General features: G+C 60.9%; 25 protein-coding genes. 4 read left to right on the top strand and 21 right to left on the bottom strand.

The features are described 5' to 3' along the window. Window positions 1-205 precede the first annotated feature (205 nt). The 3 genes from G3A56_RS14010 (at window position 206) to G3A56_RS14000 (ending at window position 5,879) form a co-directional block, all read left to right on the top strand. On the top strand, window positions 206-1,399 hold the full coding sequence (locus G3A56_RS14010) for an efflux RND transporter periplasmic adaptor subunit (RefSeq protein WP_035240979.1): 1,194 nt from the start codon (window positions 206-208) through the stop codon (window positions 1,397-1,399). A gap of 13 nt (window positions 1,400-1,412) precedes the next feature. Beyond that, entirely contained in the window at window positions 1,413-4,733 is a 3,321-nt protein-coding gene (locus G3A56_RS14005; protein ID WP_082182810.1) for an efflux RND transporter permease subunit, read from the top strand. Window positions 4,734-5,189: 456 nt separating this feature from the next. Continuing rightward, window positions 5,190-5,879 carry a Crp/Fnr family transcriptional regulator gene (locus tag G3A56_RS14000; RefSeq protein ID WP_035240981.1) on the top strand — a complete coding sequence of 230 codons (690 nt, stop codon included), beginning with the start codon at window positions 5,190-5,192 and terminating at the stop codon, window positions 5,877-5,879. 73 nt (window positions 5,880-5,952) lie between these two features. Here G3A56_RS14000 and aidB read toward each other — a convergent pair whose 3' ends face one another. From aidB to urtE, 16 genes are all read right to left on the bottom strand, one after another. Beyond that, on the bottom strand, window positions 5,953-6,777 hold the full coding sequence (aidB, locus tag G3A56_RS13995) for an AidB family quorum-quenching N-acyl homoserine lactonase (RefSeq protein WP_082182811.1): 825 nt from the start codon (window positions 6,775-6,777) through the stop codon (window positions 5,953-5,955). 3 nt (window positions 6,778-6,780) lie between these two features. Next, on the bottom strand, window positions 6,781-7,392 hold the full coding sequence (gene ureG, locus G3A56_RS13990; protein WP_082182812.1) for an urease accessory protein UreG: 612 nt from the start codon (window positions 7,390-7,392) through the stop codon (window positions 6,781-6,783). Between the two features lie 255 nt (window positions 7,393-7,647). After that, a complete protein-coding gene (locus tag G3A56_RS13985) occupies window positions 7,648-8,319 on the bottom strand; it encodes an urease accessory protein UreF (RefSeq protein WP_164056464.1) in 672 nt (223 codons plus the stop codon). A gap of 3 nt (window positions 8,320-8,322) precedes the next feature. Continuing rightward, complete coding sequence (gene ureE, locus G3A56_RS13980) at window positions 8,323-8,811, bottom strand: urease accessory protein UreE (RefSeq protein ID WP_164056463.1); 489 nt, start codon at window positions 8,809-8,811, stop codon at window positions 8,323-8,325. Between the two features lie 297 nt (window positions 8,812-9,108). Next, a complete protein-coding gene (locus tag G3A56_RS13975) occupies window positions 9,109-9,645 on the bottom strand; it encodes a peroxiredoxin (RefSeq protein WP_082182814.1) in 537 nt (178 codons plus the stop codon). A 168-nt stretch (window positions 9,646-9,813) separates the two neighbouring features. Beyond that, on the bottom strand, window positions 9,814-10,482 hold the full coding sequence (locus G3A56_RS13970; RefSeq protein ID WP_164056461.1) for a TIGR02117 family protein: 669 nt from the start codon (window positions 10,480-10,482) through the stop codon (window positions 9,814-9,816). A 9-nt stretch (window positions 10,483-10,491) separates the two neighbouring features. Beyond that, a complete protein-coding gene (gene ureC, locus G3A56_RS13965) occupies window positions 10,492-12,201 on the bottom strand; it encodes an urease subunit alpha (RefSeq protein ID WP_003491727.1) in 1,710 nt (569 codons plus the stop codon). Window positions 12,202-12,205: 4 nt separating this feature from the next. Continuing rightward, entirely contained in the window at window positions 12,206-12,850 is a 645-nt protein-coding gene (locus G3A56_RS13960) for a Urease operon accessory protein (protein WP_164056459.1), read from the bottom strand. Between the two features lie 5 nt (window positions 12,851-12,855). Continuing rightward, window positions 12,856-13,275, bottom strand: a complete 420-nt coding sequence (locus tag G3A56_RS13955) for a lysozyme inhibitor LprI family protein (RefSeq protein WP_425503354.1) — start codon at window positions 13,273-13,275, stop codon at window positions 12,856-12,858. Continuing rightward, entirely contained in the window at window positions 13,276-13,632 is a 357-nt protein-coding gene (locus tag G3A56_RS13950) for a GFA family protein (protein WP_003491730.1), read from the bottom strand. It abuts the gene before it with no gap. 1 nt (window position 13,633) lies between these two features. Continuing rightward, complete coding sequence (locus tag G3A56_RS13945; RefSeq protein ID WP_003491734.1) at window positions 13,634-13,939, bottom strand: urease subunit beta; 306 nt, start codon at window positions 13,937-13,939, stop codon at window positions 13,634-13,636. A gap of 20 nt (window positions 13,940-13,959) precedes the next feature. Next, complete coding sequence (locus G3A56_RS13940; RefSeq protein ID WP_082182816.1) at window positions 13,960-14,217, bottom strand: DUF1272 domain-containing protein; 258 nt, start codon at window positions 14,215-14,217, stop codon at window positions 13,960-13,962. 10 nt (window positions 14,218-14,227) lie between these two features. Then, entirely contained in the window at window positions 14,228-14,530 is a 303-nt protein-coding gene (locus G3A56_RS13935; protein ID WP_003491738.1) for an urease subunit gamma, read from the bottom strand. Between the two features lie 112 nt (window positions 14,531-14,642). Next, window positions 14,643-15,494, bottom strand: coding sequence for an urease accessory protein UreD (locus G3A56_RS13930; RefSeq protein ID WP_164056458.1), 852 nt, complete (start codon window positions 15,492-15,494; stop codon window positions 14,643-14,645). Continuing rightward, entirely contained in the window at window positions 15,401-16,654 is a 1,254-nt protein-coding gene (locus tag G3A56_RS13925) for a CE1 family esterase (protein ID WP_082182817.1), read from the bottom strand. Before G3A56_RS13925 ends, G3A56_RS13930 begins: the two co-directional genes overlap by 94 nt. Before the next feature lie 255 nt (window positions 16,655-16,909). Then, a complete protein-coding gene (urtE, locus tag G3A56_RS13920) occupies window positions 16,910-17,605 on the bottom strand; it encodes an urea ABC transporter ATP-binding subunit UrtE (protein ID WP_082182818.1) in 696 nt (231 codons plus the stop codon). A gap of 247 nt (window positions 17,606-17,852) precedes the next feature. Here urtE and G3A56_RS13915 point away from each other — a divergent pair, with 247 nt between their 5' ends. Continuing rightward, a complete protein-coding gene (locus G3A56_RS13915) occupies window positions 17,853-18,137 on the top strand; it encodes a GIY-YIG nuclease family protein (RefSeq protein WP_082182819.1) in 285 nt (94 codons plus the stop codon). 149 nt (window positions 18,138-18,286) lie between these two features. On the opposite strand, the gene urtD is transcribed toward G3A56_RS13915, so the two are convergent. From urtD to G3A56_RS13890, 5 genes are all read right to left on the bottom strand, one after another. Further along, window positions 18,287-19,048, bottom strand: coding sequence for an urea ABC transporter ATP-binding protein UrtD (urtD, locus tag G3A56_RS13910; RefSeq protein ID WP_003491748.1), 762 nt, complete (start codon window positions 19,046-19,048; stop codon window positions 18,287-18,289). Between the two features lie 4 nt (window positions 19,049-19,052). Next, complete coding sequence (gene urtC / locus G3A56_RS13905; RefSeq protein ID WP_082182820.1) at window positions 19,053-20,225, bottom strand: urea ABC transporter permease subunit UrtC; 1,173 nt, start codon at window positions 20,223-20,225, stop codon at window positions 19,053-19,055. Further along, a complete protein-coding gene (gene urtB / locus G3A56_RS13900; RefSeq protein ID WP_082182821.1) occupies window positions 20,222-21,835 on the bottom strand; it encodes an urea ABC transporter permease subunit UrtB in 1,614 nt (537 codons plus the stop codon). The genes urtC and urtB overlap by 4 nt, the downstream gene beginning before the upstream one ends. A 280-nt stretch (window positions 21,836-22,115) precedes the next feature. Beyond that, a complete protein-coding gene (urtA, locus tag G3A56_RS13895) occupies window positions 22,116-23,405 on the bottom strand; it encodes an urea ABC transporter substrate-binding protein (RefSeq protein WP_003520618.1) in 1,290 nt (429 codons plus the stop codon). 338 nt (window positions 23,406-23,743) lie between these two features. Further along, window positions 23,744-23,950, bottom strand: coding sequence for a DUF2735 domain-containing protein (locus G3A56_RS13890; protein ID WP_003491755.1), 207 nt, complete (start codon window positions 23,948-23,950; stop codon window positions 23,744-23,746). Window positions 23,951-24,372 lie beyond the last annotated feature (422 nt).

Raw genomic sequence — 24,372 nt, 5'->3', positions numbered from 1 at the left:
GTCCCGCCCACAAGACTGCCAGATTTGATCTTGTAAGAAAAGCACAGGGCAAAGTGCTGAAGATTCGCGTTGAGGGGCGTTCGAATCGGGAGGATCGAAAAGGAAGTATTGTGATCCCTTGTTTCACATTCGTTTCAGCATGACCTTCTAATATACGCCGCAAGGCTGCAGGACATGCGATCGAATATTGCGCGAGCCAAGACACATGCAGCATAGATTTACGTTTAACCGCTTTGTTTTCCTTCTTCTTTCCGCAACGGCCCTGCCCCTTTCGGCAGCCGCCGAAGGCGAAGCACAGGCACCGGTCAAACAGCAGAACCTCCCCTCCATCATCGTCGCACATGCCAAGACACGCGATCTCGTCGACCGTATCATCGCCACGGGCACCATCCGCCCCGTGGACGAAATATACGTCCAGCCGCTGGTCGATGGGCTGTCGATCGACGAACTGAACGTCGATATTGGTGACAGGGTCGAGGCCAATGCGGTTCTCGCCGTGCTGTCTTCCGACAGTCTTCTTCTGCAAAAGAGCCAGCTAGAAGCCAACAAGGCCAAGGCCGAGGCCTCTGTCACCCAGTCGAAGGCGCAGGTGCTGGAAGCCCAGGCCAATCTGGCCGACGCCCTTCGCCAGCGCGACCGCGCCGCAAAGCTCGGCCAGAGCGGCTCGGGCTCGGTTTCCGAAACGGAAAAGACGGAGGCCGCCGCCCAGGTTGCGCAGGCCCGTCTCGACGCGGCCAAACAGGCCGTTTCCGCCGGAGAGGCTGACAGCAAGGTCGTCGACGCGCAGATAGACGATGTCAATCTGAAGCTGACGCGCACAGGTGTGAAAACCCCTGTCGCCGGCATCGTATCGGCCAAGAATGCCAAGGTCGGGGCCATTGCCAGCGGCACCGGCAACCCGCTTTTCACCGTCATCAAGGACGGCGCGATCGAACTTGTCGCCGATCTCTCGGAAACCGACATATTGAAGGTCAAGGTCGGCCAGAAAGCCTATTTGACGGTCGCCGGCGGAGCCAAGAAGATAGAGGGCAAGGTGCGCCTCGTTTCGCCCACCGTCGATCCGGCGACGCGCCTCGGTTCCGTGCATGTGGTGCTGCCTGTCGGCAGCCCGGCACGGTCCGGCATGTATGCCAGCGCCGAGATCATCGTTGAAGAAACGAACGCGCTTGCCCTGCCGCTTTCGGCCGTCACCTCCGGGCGTGAAGGCTCGACCACCCGCAAGGTGGAAGACGACGTCGTCAAGCAGGTGAAGATCGAGACCGGCATAGAAGACAGCGGTTTCATCGAGATTGTCAGCGGTCTTGCCGCTGGAGACAAGGTTGTCGAGAAAGCTGGAGCATTCGTGCGTGATGGTGACCGGATAAGACCGGTGGAAGCCCCTGCGGCTGTGTCCAACTGACTGAGGGAATGAAATGAACTTCTCCGCATGGTCAATCCGTAACCCGATTGCGCCGCTGCTCGGCTTCGCGCTTTTGATGTTCCTCGGCATGCAGGCGTTTTATGCGCTGCCGATCACCCGTTTTCCGAATATCGACGTTCCCGTCGTCGCCGTCACCGTGACCCAGAGCGGCGCTTCGCCCTCTGAACTCGAAATGCAGGTGACGAAGGAAATCGAAGACGCCGTCGCCGCCATCAGCGGCGTCGACGAAATCCAGTCTACCGTCGTTGACGGCCAGTCGACGACAACGGTCGTCTTCCGCATCGAAAAGCCGACGGAAGAGGCGGTTCAGGACACCAAGGACGCCATCGACAAGATCCGCAGCGATCTGCCGGCCGATATCGAAGTGCCTGTTGTCAGCAAGATCGACGTCGAAGGCCAGGCGATCCAGACCTTCGCCGTCTCTTCGCCGAACATGACGCTGGAAGAGCTCTCCTGGTTCGTGGATGACACCATCAAGCGCGCGCTGCAGGGCAAATCCGGCATCGGCAAGGTCGACCGTTACGGCGGTGCGGACCGCGAGGTGCGCGTTTCGCTCAGCCCCGAAAAGCTCGACGCCTACGGTATCACCGCCACCGAGGTGAACAGCCAGCTGCGCGGCACCAACATCGATCTCGGCTCCGGCCGCGGCCAGGTGGGCGGCAACGAACAGACGATCCGCACGCTCGGCGATACACGCGACGTCACCCAGCTCGCCAATACCACCATCGCGCTCTCCAATGGCCGCTTCGTGAAGCTTTCCGAACTCGGCACGGTCAGTGACACCTATGAGGAGCAGAAGTCCTTCTCGCGGTTCAATGGCAACCCCGCCGTCACCTTCGCGGTGTTCCGCTCCAAGGGCGCCAGCGAGGTTTCGGTTGCCGAAACCGTGGCGGAAAGCCTCGACCAGGTCCGCAAGGATCATCCCGACGTCTCGATCCAGATGGTCGATGACGCCGTCTATTTTACCTATGGCAACTACAAGGCCGCGCTCGATACGCTGATCGAAGGCGCAATCCTCGCCGTCATCGTGGTTCTGCTCTTCCTCAGGAACTGGCGCGCAACCCTGATTGCCGCCGTCGCCCTGCCCCTTTCCGCGATCCCGACCTTCTGGATCATGGACCTGATGGGCTTCTCGCTCAATCTCGTCAGCTTCCTGGCGCTGACGCTCGCCACGGGTATCCTCGTGGACGACGCCATCGTGGAAATCGAGAACATTGCCCGCCACATCAAGATGGGCAAGACGCCCTATCGTGCGGCACTGGAAGCGGCGGACGAAATCGGCCTCGCCGTCATCGCCACCAGCTTCACCATCATCGCCGTCTTCGTGCCGGTGTCGTTCATGCCCGGCATTCCCGGCCAGTACTTCATCCAGTTCGGCCTGACGGTCGCCTTCTCGGTGTTCTTCTCGCTGGCGGTGGCTCGCCTCATCACGCCGCTGATGGCCGCCTATCTGATGCGCGCCGAAGATGCGATGGACGACCATGCCGACAATGACGGCTGGCTGATGAAATCCTATACGCGCATGGTTTCCGCCACCACCCGCAAGTGGTGGGCGCGTTACCTGACGCTGCTCGGCGCCATCGGCTTTCTGGTCGCATCCGTCTATCTTCTGAGCCAGGTGCCGGGCAGCTTCCTGCCGCCGGATGACGCCTCGCGCGTGACGCTTTCGGTGGAACTGCCGCCTAATGCGACGCTGGACGAAACCGACCGGACAACGACCGCGATCAACCACGCCATCCGCGATATCGACGGTGTGGAAAGTGTCTTCATCCTCGGCGGCGCTTCGCCCAAGGGCGATCTGGAGCTTCGCCGCGCCACGGTCAATGTCATCCTCGAGCATATTGATCACTCGCTGCTGAAAACCCTGGTCAACAAGGGTCTCGGCTCCCTCCCGCTTATCGGCGAGTATCTGCCGAAGGTGGAGGAAAAGGGCCGCCTCCGTCCGCAATGGGATGTGGAGCGGGATATTTTCGCCAAGGTTCGCACCATCCCGGATGTGCGCATCATCAAGCTGAACGACCGTGCGGAACGCGAACTGAGCTTCAACTTCCTCTCGTCAAACGAAAAGGATCTGAACGACGCCGTCGGTGTTCTTGAAAGCCGCCTGCGCGCTTCGCCCATCCTCGCCAATGTCAGCTCGGAAGGCGCCCTGCCCCGACCGGAACTGCAGATCCGCCCGCGCAAGGACGAAATCGCCCGCCTCGGTATCACCCCGCAGCAGATTTCGCAGACGGTGCGTGTCGCGACCATCGGCGATATCGACGCGCAGCTGACGAAGATTTCGCTGGATGACCGGCAGATCCCGATCCGCGTGCAGGCATCGCTCGATACCCGCCGCGACCTCGCCACCATCCGCGCGCTGAAGATCAAGACCGCTTCCGGGTCGCTGGTGCCGCTCTATAGCGTTGCCGATATCGACTATTCGGAAGGTCCAAGCTCGATCAAGCGCAACGACCGCAACCGCGTCGTCTCCATCGGCTCCGACGTTCCCTTCGGCACGGCGCTCGACACCTCGACGGCCGAGTTCAAGCGGATCGTGGCGGAAACCGAGCTGCCGGCAAGCGTTCGCCTTGCCGAAAGCGGCGATGCCAAGGTGCAGGGCGAAATGCAGCAGGGCTTCGTCAACGCCATGCTGCTCGGCCTGATGCTGGTGCTGGTGGTGCTCATCCTCCTGTTCAAGGATGTCATCCAGCCCTTCACCATCCTGTTCTCACTGCCTCTTGCCATTGGCGGCGTGGCGGTCGCGCTCATCATCACGCAGAACGCGCTGTCCATGCCCGTTCTCATCGGCATCCTGATGCTGATGGGTATCGTGACGAAAAACGCCATCCTGCTGGTGGACTTCGCCATCGAAATGCGCCGTCATGGCATGGAACGGGTCCATGCCATGGTCGAGGCCGGCCGCAAGCGCGCCCGCCCGATCATCATGACCTCCATCGCCATGTCGGCGGGCATGCTGCCCTCCGCACTCGGCGTCGGCGAAGGCGGCTCCTTCCGCGCGCCGATGGCAATCGCGGTGATCGGCGGCATCATCGTCTCGACGGTATTGTCGCTGATCGTGGTTCCGGCCTTCTTCCTCATCATGGACGACGTGTCGCGCCTGCTCGCCCACCTCTTCGGCCGCTTCGTCGGCAAGAAGGAAGAGGAGGAAGAGGCTCTCTCCAACGAGAAACTGTCGGAGATCGCCCGCGAAAACAGCCTGGCGCTCTCCTCGCTGGAGGCACGGGTCGCCGGCATGGAAAAGGGCACCGGCGAAAAATCCGGCGACAAGGGCAGCAATATATTGCGGCTGCCGCCGCTCGCTGCGGAGTGAAAGTTAAAGCGCCGGGCCTAGTGCCCGGCGTTTCTTTTTATGGTGAGTTTGCTTATCGCAGGGCGTCGCCGCTGGTTTCTTCTCCCCGCCGGGGAGAAGATGGCCCGAAGGGTCAGATGAGGGGGCACCCTCTCCGCATCCCACCGGCGTTGCCCCTCATCCCGCTGCCGCGACCTTCTCCCCCTCGGGGAGAAGAAAGTTGCCGCACCCGCTCGCTCCGCATTCCCCCTGACCTGAAGCACAGATTCCCAGCCGCACCCCCGACCCAACAACACCAACACCCGTTTGATCGAAATCAATTCCCTTTTCGGCCCAGCTGCTAATCTCCCTCGTATCGGGAATTGCCGGTCGAAGGATAATGCGATGAGCTCTTTTCAGATAAGCGTGAGGGAAAAGGAACATCCCCGGTTTCGTATCGCTTCGGAAAACCCGGCAAAAGGTTTGAGCGGGAGCCGGATGGACGTGAACAAGACCGTGAAGCTGAGCAACAGGGACAGGAACATTCTGCTGCGCGCACCCCTGATCGGGATAGCGGATGACGCGGCTGCATTGAAGCTGATGGAGGCGGCCAGCGTCATCAATGTGAACGCCCGCCACGTACTCTTCAAGGAAGGCGAGACGGCGCAATATTTCTACTGCGTTCTGTCGGGTTATGTCAGGCTCTACAGGCTGGACCGGCACGGGCGCGAGGCGGATGTGCGCGTCAGCGGCCCGGGCGAAACCTTCAACGAATGCCTGATCTTCGGCAGCGACAGCTATCGCTACAGCGCGCAGGCGGCGGAAAACTGCACCGTGGCGCGTTTCGAACTCACAAGAATCCGAAGCCTGATCGATCAGGAACCGGCAATCGCCAAGGCCGTGATGCGCTGCCTTTCCAACAGCCTCCTCGGCACCATGGATTGCATCGCCAACGACCGGCTGCAGACCGCGCCGCAGCGCGTCGCCCATTACCTTATCAATCAGGGCCCGCGCGACGCGACATCCTTTTCACTTCGCTTGCCATTCCAGAAAAGCCTGCTTGCCGGCAAGCTAGGCCTTGCGCCGGAAGCCCTGTCGCGCGCTTTCTCGGCGCTGAAAAAGGCAGGCGTCACCGTGCGCGGACGCATCGTGCAGGTCAATGATGTCGCCGCACTGAAGCAGATCTGAAACATTACCGGGGAGAGGAAGAGGACGGGACACCTGCGGGTATTCCGTCCTCGAATTTTTGTACACCCGGATATTAGACCGGCTGCGGCACGAAGCGGAAGCTATCGCCCTCCCGCTCGACACGGAAAAACCCGCCGAGATGACCGCCTGAAACCAGCCAGCCGTGATCGGCAACCTCGGCCAGCGCTTTCAAACGTGTCGAATAGGCAGTTTCGGGATCGATATCATAGACGAAACCAATGCCCGGATCGTCGGCCTGCAACGCACTCACATGCAGCGCATCGCCCCACAATAACAGCCGGTGATCGCCATGGCCGATGAGATAGCCGGTATGGCCCGGCGTATGGCCCGGCATGGCGATGGCCTCCACATCATCCGCTATCTTTCCCGTCGGGATCGGCCGCAGCATGGCGCCGCAAATGTCGAGCAGCCGCGCGGCAAGATCGAAACCGCCCTGCCGGGCGGGCGGCAGGGTCTTTCGCGCCGCCTCGCTGGTGAAGAAGCCGAGATCGGCCTCGGGAACCCATATCTCCGCATTGGGAAAATAAGGCCGGTCGCCATCGATGAGGCCAAGCGCATGGTCGCCGTGAATATGGGTGAGGATGACGCGGCTGACGGCCGCCGGCTGAATTCCGGCAGCAATCATCGCGGCGCGGGCATGGCCATAGGCAGCGCCCCAGGCCGTGCCGCAGCCGGCATCGATCAGCGTCATCCCGTCAGGTCCGGAGAGCGCAAAACAGTTGACGTCCATGTCCACCGTTTCACCCTCGTGCCGCGCAAGAGCCGCTGCCAGGGCGGCCTCGCCCTGCCGGTGGATGAGATGGCCAACCGGCGCCTTGTAGATACCGTCGACGAAGCGGGAAACCTCATACGGACCGAAACGGAGAGATGTCGCCATGTCTCAGAGACCGCCCTGCTCTTTCAGGAAACCGACGATGCGATCGACACCGTCGCCGCGTTTCATGTCGGTGAAGACGAAGGGCATGGCGTTGCGCATGCGGGTCGCATCACTGTCCATCACCGTCAGATCAGCGCCGACATAAGGAGCCAGATCCTTCTTGTTGATGACCAGCAGATCGGAGCGGGTGATGCCCGGCCCGCCCTTGCGGGGAATTTCCTCGCCCTGGCAGACGGAAATGACATAGATGGTGATATCGGCCAGATCGGGCGAAAAGGTCGCGGCGAGATTGTCGCCGCCCGATTCGATGAAGACCACATCGAGATCGGGAAACCGCGCATTGAGCCCGGCAATCGCCTGCAGATTGATCGTCGCATCCTCACGAATGGCCGTATGTGGACATCCGCCCGTCTCGACCCCGACGATACGGTCGGACGGCAGCGCCTGCATGCGCACCAGCGCCTCGGCATCTTCCTTGGTGTAGATATCATTGGTGACGACCGCGACCGAATAATCGGCGCTCATCGCCTTGCAGAGCTTTTCCGTCAACGCCGTCTTGCCAGAACCGACCGGCCCGCCAATGCCGACGCGCAGCGGCCCATTACCCGATTTCATCACGCTGTTCCCTTCGATATGCTTCGGTCTTGTTTCACCATAGTCCCTCAGCGGGACGCTTCAAGATATGCAAGGATCGTGCCGCGCGTTTCTTCTCCTCGCCGGGGAGAAGGTGGCCCGAAGGGTCGGATGAGGGGGCACCCTCTCCGAGTACTGCTACCCTTGCCCTCTCATCCCGCTGCCGCGACCTTCTCCCCGGCGGGGAGAAGAAACAAGCGGCATACGCTCGTTCAATACGATCGTCATGCAGCGCGATCAGGAGCGGAAAAGCCGCGTGCCCTGCGTTTCGTGGCGCATGGCTGCCGTGTCGGCGATGATCGTCGCGCTGCCGAGATCGTCGAGCGTGGATCGCGCTGCCCGCGCCGCTACCTCCGCAATCACCGCCTCGCTTGCGGCCAGAATGGCGACGCCATCCTTCTGTCCCGCAACCCCGAGGCGGATGCCCGCCGAGACGAGTTGCGAAACCCCGGCATGCAAAAAGGCGGCAATCGTTTCCCTGAGCGGCACCGCATGGCCGGCAGCCACCGCGCCGACGGCGACGGCATAGGGAACATCCTTCGGCAACAACTCGAGAACCGCATGCGGCCAGGCCCCGGCGGCGGCAACGAAGGCATCACCAAGAAGCACCGTCTCGCGATGGCGCTCCGCCGAACCGGCCAGCGCCCGCGCCAGATCGGCCGTTTCGTTTAAGACAGCGGCGTCCTCACCGTTGCGCCAGGCTTCCGCCAGAAATATCGCGTCGTTCCAGAGACTGCCGTGGCACAGAAGCACCTCCACCCAGCCGAGAAGACCGGCGGCACCGCGAACGCGCCCGTCTTCCACCGCCTTTTCAAGCCCGCCGGAATAGGAAAAACCGCCGACGGGAAAGGCCGGCGACAGCCAGGCCATGAGCCGCAGCAGCGCGGCAACGCCGCGATCTTCGCTCACGGCTCAACCGTGATCGTGATGGTGGCCATGGCCATGATCATCTCCGTGGGAGTGGCCGCCATGGGCGTGATAGGCGCCGCGCGCCGGCTGGAAAGGCTCTTCCACATCGCGCACGGTGGCGCCGAGACCTTCCAGCATGGCGCGGATGACGTGGTCGCGAAGGATGAGAATGCGCTCTTCCTCGATCTGCGCCGAAAGGTGGCGGTTGCCCAGATGCCAGGCAAGCTCGATCAGGTGAAGGCAGTCCTTCGCCTTGATTTCGAACAGTTTTTCAGCCGCTGCGCGAACCTCTACGAGATCGCCGTTCTCCACCACCAGAAGATCGCCATGGGCAAACAGCACGGCTTCCTTCAGGTCCAGCATCACCATCTCGTCATTTTGCAGATGCAGCAGCTTGCGCCGCAGATGCCGCTGGTCATGCGCCAGGGTGACATAACCGGAGGCTTCGTCGGCTGGGGTTCCGGCCGGATGATAGGAGGTGACGCGCAGCATGGAATGATCCGTTTCAGAAACTGTCTTGGGGGCCTGATTTTTGCCGGATAGGCGGGGTGATTTCAAGGCGCGATTTCAGGGCACATGGCCACAAGAATGACAAAGCCCGGCATCAAAGCCGGGCCAGGTGCAAACCTTTCTCCACTTTCGAGGTCATCCTCGGGCTTGACCCGAGGATCCACCCGTCAGACGCCTATGGATCCTCGCCTCAAGGGCGAGGATGACGGAGGAGAGGTTTTCGCCTCCTGTCATACCCCGAAGACACGACATCGCTGCCGGGCCTGCGCAAACCCGCAATCAGGCCGCAGCGCGCGCCTTCAGGTTTTCCAGAATGTTCTGCGGCGAGGAAACGCCGTAAGGGTCGGTATCGCAATTGTCCGAATAACCCTCTTCCTCGAACCACTGCTCCACCAGACCGTCGTTGATGACGGCGGCGTAACGCCAGGAGCGCATGCCGAAGCCGAGATTGTCCTTGGCGACCAGCATGCCCATCTTGCGGGTGAACTCGCCCGAACCATCCGGAATAACCTTGACGTTTTCGAGGTTCTGGCCCTTTGCCCAGGCATTCATGACGAAGGCGTCATTGACCGACAGGCAATAGATTTCATCGACGCCGAGCGCGCGGAATTCGCCAGCCAGCTTTTCGAAATCGGGAAGCTGATAGGTCGAGCATGTCGGCGTGAAGGCGCCGGGCAGCGAGAAGAGAACGACTCGTCTGCCCCCAAAATAATCGTCGGAGGTCATGTCCTGCCAACGGAAAGGGTTCGGGCCGCCAACGGCCTCGTCGCGAACGCGCGTGCGGAAGGTTACGGCGGGCACTTTTTTGCCGAGCATGTCTTTTCTCCTGATCTGTCTTCAATTTTCTGGCGTTTTGCGCGGATCGCCTGGGATCGCCCCGCGCGGAATTCTTTTGCGGGTTCCATAGCGCAAGATGCATTGCGGTGCAGCATAAAAATCGGATTACCAGACGTCAAATGAACGAAACGTCGCACCGGCCGAAGATCAATTGTGCAGCGCCACCGACCAGCGCAGCAGTGGCGGCAACGGTGTCCACCAGCCTGTGCGAATTCCGGCCTCACGCAACATCGCGGCAGACCATGTGTTGCAGCCGGCCAACGCATTGAACCAGCCATTCGCCTCGAAGAACGCGTCGTTGAGACCATAGGCGACACCGGGGACAAGCTGAACCTTGCCGTCTTTCCGGACAAAACTTGCCCCGATACCGGCGAGAAGACGCTGATACCCCGCTTCGGAAATGCGAAGTCGTTTCAACCCGGAGAGATCGGCGGGAAAGTCCCCCGTCACATCCACATGCATCACCGAGTGATCCAGCGTCAGCGAGCGCAGGACCGGCATGGGTTTGAGATCCGCCCAGGTGGGCGTCTGGGTATAAAACGACCGGCCGCCCCAGCCGAATACTAGATAGACAGCGGCCGGATGATTGACCGCAATACCGTCCTCCTGCAACTCGGAAAAGACCCGCCGCAGATCCTCATCGACCGGCAGGGCGATATCGGTGTGGATCGGATTGGACAGCAGCAGAATTTCGCGATCCTTCACGCCACCCGTATCGTCAGCGAAAAACGGGCGCGGCACGACGGTACCGAGCACAAGAAGCAGGATGATCAGCAGCAGGCCACCGCCGATCGACCTTGTGATAAATCTCAACACGAAACGCCGTTAAAACAGGAAATAGCGCTGCGCCATCGGCAGCACCGTCGCCGGTTCGCAAGTCAGAAGCTCGCCATCGGCGCGCACTTCGTAGGTTTCGGGATCGACCTCGATATGCGGGGTCAGCGAATTGTGGATCATCGAGGCCTTGGAAATACCGCCGCGTACGTTCTTTACCGCCATCAGCTTCTTGGCAACGCCGAGACGCCCAGCAAGGCCGGCATCGAGCGACGCCTGAGACACGAAGGTCACCGAGGAATTGGTACGCAGCTTGCCATAGGCGGCGAACATCGGCCGATAATGCATCGGCTGCGGCGTGGGAATGGAGGCGTTCGGATCGCCCATCGGCGCTGCGGCAATCGAGCCGCCGAGCAGCACCATTTCGGGCTTCACACCGAAAAAGGCCGGGTTCCACAACACCAGATCGGCGCGCTTGCCGACTTCGATGGAGCCGATCTCGTGGCTGACACCCTGGGCGATGGCCGGGTTGATGGTATATTTGGCGATGTAACGGCGGACGCGGAAATTGTCGTTCTCGCCCACCTCTTCCTTCAGACGGCCGCGCTGGCGCTTCATCTTGTCGGCCGTCTGCCAAGTGCGGATCGCCACCTCGCCGACACGGCCCATGGCCTGGCTGTCGGAGGAAATGATCGAAAACGCGCCGATATCGTGGAGAATATCCTCCGCCGCAATGGTTTCCTTGCGGATACGGCTTTCGGCAAAGGCGATATCTTCCGGAATGGACGGCGACAGGTGGTGGCACACCATCAGCATATCCAGATGTTCGGCAAGCGTATTGACGGTATAGGGCCGCGTCGGGTTGGTGGAAGACGGAATGACGTTGGGATTGCCGCAGACCTTGATGATGTCAGGCGCGTGCCCGCCGCCCGCCCCTTCGGTGTGGAAGGCATGGATGGTGCGGCCCTTGATGGCGGCAACCGTGTCTTCCACAAAACCGCTTTCGTTCAGCGTATCGGTGTGGATCATCACCTGCACGTCATATTCATCGGCCACCGTCAGGCAATTGTCGATGGCGGCCGGTGTCGTACCCCAGTCCTCATGCAATTTCAGCGAGGATGCGCCGGCAAGGATCATCTCTTCCAGAGGTGCCGGCAGCGAGGCGTTGCCCTTGCCGGCCAGCGCCAGATTCATCGGGAAGGCGTCGAAACTCTCGATCATGCGTTCGATGTGCCATGCGCCGGTGCAGGTGGTGGCGAGCGTGCCGTGCGCGGGGCCGGAGCCGCCGCCCAGCATGCAGGTGACGCCGCTCATCAGCGCTTCCTCGATCTGCTGCGGGCAGATGAAGTGAATATGCGCATCCATGCCGCCGGCTGTCAGTATCCTGCCCTCGCCGGCAATTGCCTCCGTCGAAGGGCCGACGATGATCGTCACGCCGGGCTGTGTATCGGGATTGCCCGCCTTGCCGATGGCGTGGATGCGCCCGTTCTTCAGGCCCACATCCGCCTTGTAGATACCGCTATGGTCAACGATCACCACATTGGTAATGACGGTATCGACAGCGCCCTCGGCCCGCGTCGCCTGGCTCTGGCCCATGCCGTCGCGAATGACCTTGCCACCGCCGAATTTCACTTCCTCGCCATAGGTCGTGTAGTCCTTCTCGATCTCGATGAAGAGTTCGGTATCGGCCAGACGAACCTTGTCGCCCACGGTCGGGCCGAACATGCCGGCATAGGCGGCGCGGGAAATCTTGTAAGGCATGGGTTCAGGCTCCTTCGGACGCGGAGAAAATCGATGTGGGAGAAATTCGTGTCAGTCGGCCCTGATGTGTCAGGGCTTCGACCAGTTGTTTTTCGGCGGCAAAAGGATGCCCGTTCCAGCCTTGATGGCCGAAACCGGTAATCGCCACCTCGTCATCATCGCCGCTTAAGCTTTCGAGAACATGGGCGATGGCGAAGAGACCGGTACTCGGGCACACATAGGGCGCAGGCAAATAGGCCTGCAGGGCAGAATCCAGGCGCTCATGCACGCCGCGTGGAATGACAATGTGGCTCTTGCCGGTTGCTTCGGCGATCTCAGCGAAACCGGCGGTGTAATCGGTACAGAAATCGGTGAGTTCCGGCCAGCGCGCGCGGATATCCGGCTCCATTTCGACAAATTTCACGGGATCACGAACCGACCAGATGGCGGAAGCCCGCTGCACCCCGTCATTGTCGCGCCATTCGGCCCCTTCGCTCATCTCGCGGCCGGGTCGCCCGGTATTGCAGACGGCAATCACATCCGTGCGGCTGCCGCCCGCGCCCAGCGAGCGGCAATCGTTGAAGCGGATGACGATGTCGGAAAGGTCGATGAGATCAGCCACGCCCTGCGGCATTTCCCCATTTCCGACAATCATGATCCGCCGCCCCATGCCGTTCAGAAGCCTTCGGAAAGTTCGCGCAATTCGTCGGCGCGCTTGCGGCTCATATCGGCAAGGCAGGAGGAAACCAGCATCGGCTCCATCGTGCCGCCGCGTGCCTGAAAACCGAAGGCATCGCAATTGGCATCGCGAAACGCCACCCAGGCGCGCTGGGCGGCAATCAGTGCCTCGGAGGCGCCCTTGCCGCTCTCATCCGCCGTCTTGTCGCGTTCCGCAAGCTGCTTGCGAACCTTCTGATACTCGGCGTTCAGCTGCTTGTCGGCCTTCTCATAATCCTGTCCGGCACAGATCGTCATATCCGCCTGCGTCTGCGGTTCCTTGCAGTCGGGCGTGTCCTGGGCCAGCGCGGGAAAAGCTGTAAGAGACAGCAGTGCAGCCGCCGCGAAGCGGAGTTTTTGCAGGGTCACCGCCATCATTCAGGCCGCCGCGCCATCGAAAGCCTGCGACTTCAGCGCGCGTGGATCGACACCATCCAGACAATTGGCATTCACCGCCACCATCGGCGTCCCGTCCGGTCCGTCGGCATAGGCAAAACTTTCAATGCCGCAGGTGGAGCAGAAAAGATGATGAATGTGGTGCTTGTTGAACAGATATTCCGTCAGCTTGTCCTCGCCGGAAAGCAGCGTGAACTTGTCTCGCGGCGCAAAGGCAAGGGTCGAGCCGAGGCGCTTGCAGCGCGAACAATTGCAGATGACGGTGTGGTCGAGATCGGCATCGACCTCGAAGCTGACATCGCCGCACTGGCAACTTCCGTGATAATGTTCCGTCGTCATTTCACAACCTCCCCATGATCTGTTGACGAAAACCGTAAACCTCGCGTTTGCCGGAAAGCGGCACGAGCGTCACCTCCCGCTTCTGGCCCGGTTCGAAACGAACCGCTGTTCCGGCCGGAATGTCGAGACGCATGCCGCGCACCTTGTCGCGGTCGAAAACGAGACCCGCATTGGTCTCGAAGAAATGGTAATGGCTGCCCACCTGCACCGGCCGGTCGCCGGTATTGGCCACCTCGATCGTCACGGTCGGTTGGCCGGCATTGAGTTCGATGGTGCCCTCAGCGGCAATGATTTCGCCTGGTTTCATGGTGCTCCCCTTTATCTCTCTCAAGCGGCCGTCACTGTCGCGCAGCCTTCGGCCTTCAGCACCCGCGCCGTTGATGCCGGGTTGTTGACGAGTTTGGCCGCCGGGCGGATGGGCCTGCGAACCAGCTCGCCGCCGCAATTCGGGCAGGCGCCGTGAAGCACATCCGTCACGCAATCGACGCAGAAGGTGCATTCGAACGAGCAGATCATCGCATCCCGGCTGTCGGGGGCAAGATCGCGGTCGCAGCATTCGCAATTGGGCCGAAGTTCCAGCGCCATGTTGGCTCCCTCACCGTATCGGTTCGTGAACGGTCACCAGCTTGGTGCCGTCAGGAAACGTCGCTTCCACTTGCACATCATGGATCATTTCGGCGATGCCTTCCATCACCTGATCGCGGGAAATGACATGCGCTCCCGCTTCCATCAGGTCGGCCACGGCGCGGCCATCGCGCGCACCCTCGACCACGAAATCGGTAATCAGCGCAATCGCTTCCGGGTAATTCAGCTTCACGCCGCGTTCCAGCCGGCGGCGCGCCACCATGGCGGCCATGGAAATCAGGAGCTTGTCTTTTTCTCTTGGGCTAAGGTTCATCGTCGTCCCGCAGCTTTCGCACCTTAGCCCCGCAAATCAAAGCGTTTACGGGGCCAGATCCGACTTGTTTGACAGACCCCGGAAGGTCGCCTGTCGCGGGCGATCCGGAGATTTACAGATTCCAGACTTTCGGCACTGATGCACCATTTCGCAAGAGCGAAATCACCGGAAAAAGTATTTTTCTCAAGGAGAAACCGTCGGCTGCGGAAACGCGCACGACCAGCTTGCCCTGCCATTCACTGGCGCCGCCGTTTTCTCCGGCAATAGCCCGGATTTTAGGCAAAAGCGCCTCGGCCAGAGGCCCTATGTAAAGAAGGGTGGCGAAGGCTACCTGGCCGGCAAGCACCGCCGGTTTGGCGGTCAGTTCAGCCACTTCGCCCGCAAGCAACAGCTCTTCGGCATGCACCAGCTTGCCGCCATGGCGAATGCGCCAGCGATCCCGGAACAGGCCCTGCACCATCGCCTCGCCCATGGCCTGACGCCCGAGCAGCACGGCCTCAACGGCGATGAATTCCGAGGTTGCGTCGAGATCGGCTTCCAGCCTGCGGGTCAGCGACGCCCGGTCGAAAAGAATGGTTTCCTGTGGCAGCCAGTGCAGCCGCGCACCCGGCCCGGCGGAAACGCGGGCGGTCACAGTGGCAGTTCCGGACGACGCCTTGTAGACCTTTTCGCAGGCCTGCGTCGTCACCACCAGCGAGGTGCCGGCAGCCGCAACCGCCTGCCATTCCATCTCGTCTCCGCCGGTCAAACCGCCGGAGGAATTGATGAGAATGGCCTCGATCTCATTGGAAAAAGTATCCGGCAGGCGGATCTTGGCGCAGCCTTCCTGAAACAGTTGCTCCAGCCGGCTGCGCCCTTCAACTGCCTTGGTTACAATGCGTCCTCTGCCACGGGCGCGCTGCTGCCGGGCAGGTTGACCGTCTTCGCAACCGGAAGGGCGGATGACTTGCTGTTCTGGCTGCACGCGGTCTCCGAAGCTGTTGCGGAAGCGGACCCGGCCTTGGCGCCGCAATCCTTTTTGACGACGGCGTCAACGACCATCTGTCCTTCCGTGTTGCGGAAGAAATCCCACATTCTTTCCGCCGCATCAACCGTGCGCGTCACTTCGCCTGTGGGCATCTTGCGCTCCACGGCGGGTTCCGCCTTCGGCGTCTGCTCGCCGCCCGGCTTGCGGGTGACGACCGCGGCCGCTGCCAGCACTTCGGCCTTCATGGTGGCGCGCGGCCAGGCATGGTCCCAATTGTCGATGACATAGGACTGGATACGTGCGCCGCCCTTGCAGACGTCGTATGAATTGACGGTGAAGCTCTCGCCCGGCTTGGTTTTCGCGCCGCCCTTGCAGCCGTCCATCTCGGCCCAGCGCTTCAGCGCCGTTTCGCCGCCATATTGCCAGTAGGACTTGCCGCCGCCCTGATAGGGGTTGGCGGGATCCTTCAGACCTGCAAAGGCGATGATCGACATCGGCCGCGCCGGCTTGCAGCTTGCCGCATCCGGCCCCCATTTGCCTTCGGTCTCCAGCGGATAACCGGCACGCAGCGATGCGACGAAGCCGGCAGCGGTAAAATCCGCGCTGCCGTTGCAGATGAATTGTGACAGCATGCGCCCGCCGCCGGAATAACCGGAACCGTAAAAACGCTCTTCATCGACGCAGAACTTGCCCTTCACCATGGCAATCGCATCGCGAATGAAGCTCACCTCATCCAGCCCGCCGGGACGTGTGGTAACACCCGGAACATTCCAGGCATGGGTGCCCGGCATTTCGCCATTGAGGCTGCCCGCCAGCGCCACAACTATCAGGCCGTCGCGCTCGGCAAGCTTGTCCCAGCCGCTGCGGTTCAGCTGGCCATGCGGATTGCTGTTGGAGCCATGGAAATCGAACACCACCGGCAGCGGCTTTTTTCCGTCATAGGCTGATGGAACAAAATAGACGCCGTCGCGTTTCTCACCACTGGAGAGAATGGAAAAATCATGCCGGCCCGGCTCCATGCCGGTGCCCTGAAACTGACCGCAGGTCGATGCCGACGCTGCGACACCGGCGCTCGCGCACATCGCAAGACCCAGGAAAAGGGTGCGGGCGGAGCGGAACAGCCGGGCAGCCCGGCCAGGGGCAAAGTCTAGATGCATTGACACGCCTTTATTGGGCACGGTTTCCCCGACGATACGTCGGACGCGCGTGGAATGTAAGGGATCAACTGTCGCGGCGTGCGAATAGACTATATCTGTGTCTCGCATGCAGCATTTGCGCTGCCAATATCACAGGCTTTTATTCAATGAAATGCTAAAATTGCGCATGAAAGCCATGCACAGGCGCATAGGCTTTCAAAATATTAATCGGCCGTTTGCACGCCGTGATCGGCGCGCGGCGTTTTTAGTCTCGATCTATACTGTCAGATGACGCCGCGCTTCCGGCGTATCCAGCGTTTCGGCAAGCCCTTCATGCACGATCTCGCCCCGGTCCATGATGTAGACATGGTCGGCAAGCTCGCGGCAGAAATCCAGATATTGCTCCACCAGCAGGATCGCCATGCCGGTGGAATCGCGCAGATATTTGATCGCCCGGCCGATATCCTTGATGATCGACGGCTGGATGCCCTCGGTCGGCTCATCAAGGACCAGGATTTTCGGCCGCGTCACAAGCGCCCGGCCGATTGCGAGCTGCTGCTGCTGTCCGCCGGAAAGATCGCCGCCACGCCGTCCCAGCATGGTTTGCAGCACCGGAAACAGGCTGAAAATATCATCCGGAATGAAACGCTCCCTGCGGGCGAGCGGCGCATAACCGCTTTCAAGGTTCTCCTGCACGCTGAGCAGCGGAAAGATTTCCCGCCCCTGCGGCACATAGCCGACACCGCGCTTGGCCCGGTGGTAAGGCGCCAGCCCATCCAGCGCCGCCCCTTCAAAACTGATCGTCCCGGCACTGATGGCGTGCTGGCCGGTGACCGCGCGCAGCAGCGAGCTTTTGCCCACCCCGTTGCGGCCGAGGACACAGGTGATCTTGCCCATCTCCGCTTTCAGAGACACGCCGCGCAGGGCCTGTGCTGCGCCATAATGGAGGTTGATGTTTTCGACGTTCAGCATGGCGCTACCTGTGATTGCAGGGGAGATTGCGGTGTGGGTCCTCGGGTTAAGCCCGAGGATGACGTGGAGTGAGCTGGACGCAGCGCGACCTTGCCAGATATGAGTTCCGACTTGCTGTTTCGCCCTGCCGGCGGAAAGCCAGGCAGCGAAAATTTTCTCGCAACATTCCCGGAATAATCTCTGGACGTAACCCCACCCACCCGTCATCCTCGGGCCTGACCCGAGGATCCACCCCCGAGAGACCACCTTGACCGGCTTCGTCTACATTGTTGCGAGCGGCAGGCACGGAACGCTCTATATCGGGGTGACGTCGAACCTCGAGCAACGAATTTACGAACATCGCGAAGGACTGACGAAAGGTTTCACGAGCATCTACGGCTGTACACGGCTCGTCTGGTACGAGGAGCATATGAGCATTGGCACCGCCATCCAGCGGGAAAAATCGCTGAAGCGCTGGTATCGCGACTGGAAGATCAAGCTGATCGAGGATTTTAATCCGGAGTGGCGCGATCTTTATGGGGAATTTGGATGAGGGCTTGGGGGTGGATCCTCGGGTCAAGCCCGAGGATGACGTCAGTGGTTTTGTCGATACCAGTGCCACACTCTCCGCCGTCATCTTCGGGCTTGACCCGAGGATCCATAGCGGCAAGCGCCAAATAACCGAAACAATGAGCCGCCCCATCATCGCCCCAGATAATTCTCGATCACCTTCGGATCGCTGGACACAAAATCGATCGAGCCTTCGGCGAGCACCGAGCCCTCGGCAAGACACGTCACCTTCACGCCCAGCTCGCGGATGAAGCCCATGTCGTGCTCCACCACCACCACCGACCGGGTCTTGGCGATTTCCTTCAAAAGCACGGCGGTTTCGGCGGTTTCCGCATCCGTCATGCCGGCCACCGGCTCGTCCACCAACAGCAGCTTCGGCTCCTGCGCCAAGAGCATGCCGATTTCCAGCCACTGTTTCTGGCCGTGCGAGAGGTTGGCGGCGAGATCGCCGCGGCGGTGGCCGAGGCGCACGGTCGCGAGGATTTCCTCGATGCGGGCCTTGTCCTCATCCGTCAGCCGATAGAACAGCGTGGCGAAGACGCCGCGTTTGCGGTTCAGCGCCAGTTCCAGATTGTCCCAGACCGTATGGCTTTCAAACACGGTCGGCTTCTGGAATTTCCGCCCGATGCCGAGCTGGGCAATATCCGCCTCGTCCTTTTTCGTGAGATCGATGCTGTCTTCGAACAATACCGTGCCCGTATCCGGCCGCGTCTTGCCGGTGATGATATCCATCATCGTCGTCTTGCCGGCGCCATTCGGGCCGATGATGGCGCGAAGCTCGCCCGGCTCCACCACGAAGGAGAGCGAATTGAGCGCCTTGAATCCGTCGAAGGAAACGGAGACACCATCCAGATAAAGCAGGCTCTTGGTTCTGTTTTCGGAAACCGTATTCATGGGCTTACTCCGCCGCCTGTTGCGCAACCGCGCTGTCGTTGCCGGGTTGCTGGGCAGCGCCTGCCGCCCGCGCGCCCCGCTTTTCGCGACGCCCGGCAAGATAATGCTGCACGGTGCCGACGATGCCCTTCGGGAAGAACAGCGTCACCGCGATGAAGAGACCCCCCAGCGCAAACAGCCAGAATTCAGGGAAAGCGCCGGTGAAATAGCTCTTGCCGCCATTGACCAGAATAGCGCCGATGATCGGCCCGATCAGCGTGCCGCGCCCGCCCACCGCCGTCCACACCACCACTTCGATGGAATTGGCGGGAGAGAATTCGCCGGGATTGATGATGCCCACCTGCGGCACGAACAGCGCACCGGCAATGCCCGCCATCATGGCCGACACGACGAAGGTGAAGAGCTTGATGTTTTCCACCCGGAAACCGAGGAAACGCACCCGGCTTTCCGCATCGCGCACGCCCACCAGCACCTTGCCGAATTTGGAATTGACGATGCCCGATGCGATCAGCAGCGAGAGCGCCAGCATCACCGCCGTCATGGCAAACAGCACGGCGCGCGTGCCATCCGACTGCACCGAGAAGCCGAGAATATCCTTGAAATCGGTGAGGCCATTATTGCCGCCGAAACCCATGTCGTTGCGGAAGAAGGCAAGCAGCAGCGCATAGGTCATGGCCTGGGTGATGATGGAGAGATAAACGCCGTTGACGCGCGAGCGGAAGGCGAACCAGCCGAACACGAAGGCCAGCAGCCCCGGCACCACCAGCACCATCAGCGCCGCAAACCAGAACATGTCGAAGCCCTGCCAGAACCACGGCAGTTCCTTCCAGTTGAGGAACACCATGAAATCAGGCAGCACCGGATGGCCATAAACCCCGCGCGTGCCGATCTGACGCATCAGATACATGCCCATGGCATAACCGCCGAGCGCGAAGAAGGCGGCATGGCCAAGCGAGAGAATGCCGCAATAACCCCAGACCAGATCAAGCGCGAGCGCCAAAAGCGCATAGGCCAGATATTTGCCCAGCATCGACATGATATAGGTCGGGATGCGGAATGCGCTGTCGGCCGGCAAAAGCAGGTTGGAGGCCGGCACCAGCACGGCAATGGCCAGAATGATGCCGATGGCGATGGAGATGCGGCGGTCGAGCGCGCGCAGGAGGAAGCCGGTAATCATGCTTCGATCGCCCTTCCCTTGAGTGCGAAGAGACCGCGCGGCCGCTTCTGGATGAACAGGATGATGAGAACGAGCACGAGGATCTTGCCGAGCACGGCGCCGACCGTCGGCTCGAGGAACTTGTTGAGCACGCCGAGAGACAGGGCACCAACCAGCGTTCCCCAGAGATTGCCGACGCCGCCGAACACCACCACCATGAAACTGTCGATGATGTAGCTCTGGCCGAGATTGGGCGAGACATTGTCGATCTGCGACAGCGCTACGCCGGCGAGACCGGCAACGCCCGAACCGAGCGCGAAGGTGAAGGCATCCACCCAAGGGGTGCGAATGCCCATGGAAGAGGCCATGCGGCGGTTCTGCGTCACGGCGCGCATCTGCAGGCCGAAGGCGGAGCGTTTCAGGAGAACCAGCAGCGCGAAGAACACCGAAAGCGAGAAGCAGACGATCCACACCCGGTTCCAGGTGAAATTGAGATAACCGACGCTGAAGGAGCCGGACATCCAGCCGGGGCTGCCGACTTCCCGGTTGGTCGGCCCGAAGATGGAGCGCACGCCCTGTTGCAGGATGAGCGAGATGCCCCAGGTGGCTAGAAGCGTTTCGAGCGGCCGCCCGTAAAGAAAGCGAATGACGCCGCGCTCCATGACAAGGCCGACGAAGGCCGTCACCAGAAAGGCGGCGGGCAGAGCGATGGCGAGCGACCAGTCGAACAGGCCGGGGAAGTTCGAACGGATCACCTCCTGCACCATGAAGGTGGAGTAAGCGCCGATCATCACCATCTCGCCATGCGCCATGTTGATGATGCCCATGACGCCGAAGGTGATGGCAAGGCCGATGGCGGCGAGCAGCAACACGGAACCGAGCGACAGGCCGTACCAGACATTCTGCGCATAATCCCAGAAGGCAAGGGAGCTTTCGATGCTCGATATGGCGCTGTCGATATCCGGTTTCAGGCTCTGATCCACCGACGATGAGGCCGCCATCAGAATGCCGATGGCATCGCGCCCGCCCAGCTTCTTGATGGTCGCGATCGCATCCTTCTTCTCAGCGAGCGACCGGTCGGAGGAGAGCAGCGAGACAGCCCGCGCCTCCTCCATCCGGGTCCGCACCTCATTATCGGCCTCCTTGGCGATGGCCGCTTCCAGCAATTCGAGATTTTCGGCGCTTGGCGCTTTCAAGACGGCATCCGCTGCCGAAAGCCGCACGGATTTTTCCGGGCTGAGCAGCGTCAGCCCGCCCATCGCGGCGCGGATGACGCGGCGAAGATTATTGTTGACCCTGATCTTCGAAACGGCCGCCTTCGGCGCTTCGCCCACGGTTTCGCCTGAAAGCGGATCGATCAGCGTGAAGTTGGACCCGGCGGCCCGCGTCATGAACACCAGATTGTCGGCCTTGCGGACGTAAAGCTCGCCCGATGCGAATGCCTCAAGCGCCGGCACCACCCGTGCGTCGCCGGTGGCGGCAATCTGCCCGATCAACGTTTCGGCCTGCTTGAAATCCGCCGTACCGAGCGCATCGATCAGCGCCTTTGGGTCGCTTTGCGCCATGGATTGGGCCGCGATCCCAAGGGTGAGAAAGAAAAAAACAGCTCCGAGAAAAGATCGGATCGTCATGTCGGTTCCTTAGAGCGTTTCCGGTAGAAGTGCCGTCTGCGGGTGCCGCCACCCCCCTCTGCCCTGCCGGGCATCTCCCCCACAAGGAGGGAGATCGGCAAGACGCACTCACGTCGCTCTATCTCGACAGATGAGAAAGGGCGGGGCCTTGCTGCGAGTCGATCTCCCCACCTGTGGGGGAGATGCCCGGCAGGGCAGAGGGGGGCATGCTTGTTCAGTTTCGAACGATAGAAGTTCAAGCCACCGCCCCCAGAGGGGCGGCCCCCCGAACCTCCGCTAATCAGCTACCCTTGCCGCCGCACTTGCCGCTGGCCACATTGAAGTTGCCGCAAGACATCGGCTTCCTCCAGTCCGAGATCAGATCCTTCGAGTCCGGCAGATAATCCGACCACTCGTCACCCACGACCTGCGGCGTCTGCTGCACGATTTCGAACTGGCCGTCAGCCTGGATTTCGCCGATCAGCACCGGCTTGGTGATGTGGTGGTTCGGCATGACGGTGGAGTAACCGCCCGAAAGGTTCGGCACCGAAACGCCGATGATCGAGTCCAGAACCTTGTCCGTATCCGTCGTGCCGGCGGATTCGACGGCCTTTACCCAGGCGTTGAAGCCGATATAGGCGGCTTCCATCGGGTCGTTGGTCACGCGCTTGTCGTTCTTGGTAAAGGCATGCCAGGTCTTGATGAATTCGGCATTGACCGGCGCATCGACGGACTGGAAGTAGTTCCAGGCGGCAAGGTGGCCGACCAGCGGTGCGGTATCGAGACCGGCAAGTTCTTCTTCGCCGACGGAGAAGGCGACGACCGGAATATCCTCGGCCTTGATGCCCTGGTTCGCCAGTTCCTTATAGAAAGGCACGTTGGCATCACCATTGATGGTGGAGACCACGGCGGTCTTCTTGCCGGCCGAGCCGAATTTCTTGATGTCGGACACGATCGTCTGCCAGTCGGAATGACCGAACGGCGTGTAGTTGATCATGATGTCCTCTTCCTTGACGCCCTTCGACATCAGGTAGGCCTTCAGGATCTTGTTGGTGGTCTGCGGATAGACATAGTCCGTGCCGGCCAGAACCCAGCGCTCCACACCTTCGGTGCTGGCGAGATAATCGACGGCCGGAATGGCCTGCTGGTTTGGCGCGGCACCCGTGTAGAAGATGTTGCGCGAAGATTCTTCACCCTCGTACTGAACCGGATAGAACAGGATCGAGTTCAGTTCCTCGAAGACCGGCAGAACGGATTTGCGGGAGGAAGACGTCCAGCAGCCGAAAACGGCGGCGACCTTGTCCTGCGAAATCAGCTGGCGGGCCTTTTCGGCAAAGAGCGGCCAGTCGGAAGCCGGATCGACCACCACGGCTTCAAGTTTCTTGCCAAGCACGCCGCCCTTCTTGTTCTGCTCGTCGATGAGCATCAGCATGGCGTCCTTCAGCGTTGTCTCTGAAATGGCCATGGTGCCGGACAGCGAATGCAGCACGCCGACCTTGATGGTGTCGTCCGCGGCAAAAGCGCCATGGAAGGCGGTGGTGGACAGGATCGCGCCAAGCAGCGCGGCACTAAGCGTCTTGCGGAATATCATCGGAAGAACCCCTCTCCTTGTTGGCCTCTCGTGGAGGCTCAGCGGCATCTGCGGCCGCTGCTGGGAGGGACTATCGATCTCGTGAGAGCGAAACCGTATACGTCAATTGACGTAGGCGGGGTGGCGAAAGATGCAGGGGGGAGGGAATAAGCTGAACCTGAAGGTGCTTGTCTGTGAAGCAGGAGGCCTCAGCTTGTTTCTTCTCCCCGCCGGGGAGAAGTCCGCGGCAGCGGGATGAGGGGGCGAGCGCCGCGATATACGGAGGGTTGCCCCCTCATCCGACCCTTCGGGCCACCTTCTCCCCGCCGGGGAGAAGAAATGCGCGGCACGGTCTCACATCAGGAATGCGGCTTGTCGTTCCGCTCTTCGTCGCGGATCGCATCGTCGTGATACCACGAACCGAAATCGATATGCGGCTCCTGCGCCTGGCGCTCGAGGTCGTTCAGGCTGCTGTTGCGGAACTTGGAAAGACCCGCGCGCCCGCCGACCGGGAATTGATAGATCGTTGCCGTCTCGCGATGAATGCCAGTTGCCATTTCGATCATCTCACTTTGTTTGCATCGAAGCACTTTATGTCTGGAGCTAACCCGCAAAGGCCAGATTCGCTCCGTTTGATTAAAAAAAAATCACCTTGCGAAAAATATAGGCACTAATCGTCCCATCTACAAGAAAAACCATTCCGAAAGCGCCGGTTTTTGGGGCAAATGCCAATCCCTCGCGCGCAACCGAAATCATTGCACCGCAGCAGGGCATTCCGCCGGGAGACGCAGGCTATCTATCAGGATTCAATGATGAAACATGAGCGGTGAATTTGTCTGCCGCAGTGCAGCAGAACCAGCCACGCGTGATATCCAGGCTCCTGCGCAACAGGGCCCCTGAAAGATTTTTCGAAAAAATCGCCCGATATCGCCAATCTGGCACGCGGCATGCATCTAAGGGGGCAGCCCTTGAACGCGAATGCGCTTTC

The organism is Rhizobium oryzihabitans, assembly GCF_010669145.1.
Lineage (GTDB): Bacteria > Pseudomonadota > Alphaproteobacteria > Rhizobiales > Rhizobiaceae > Agrobacterium > Agrobacterium oryzihabitans.
The sequence above is the reverse complement of the archived record's forward strand: the minus strand, read 5'-3'. Positions and strand labels throughout refer to the sequence as shown.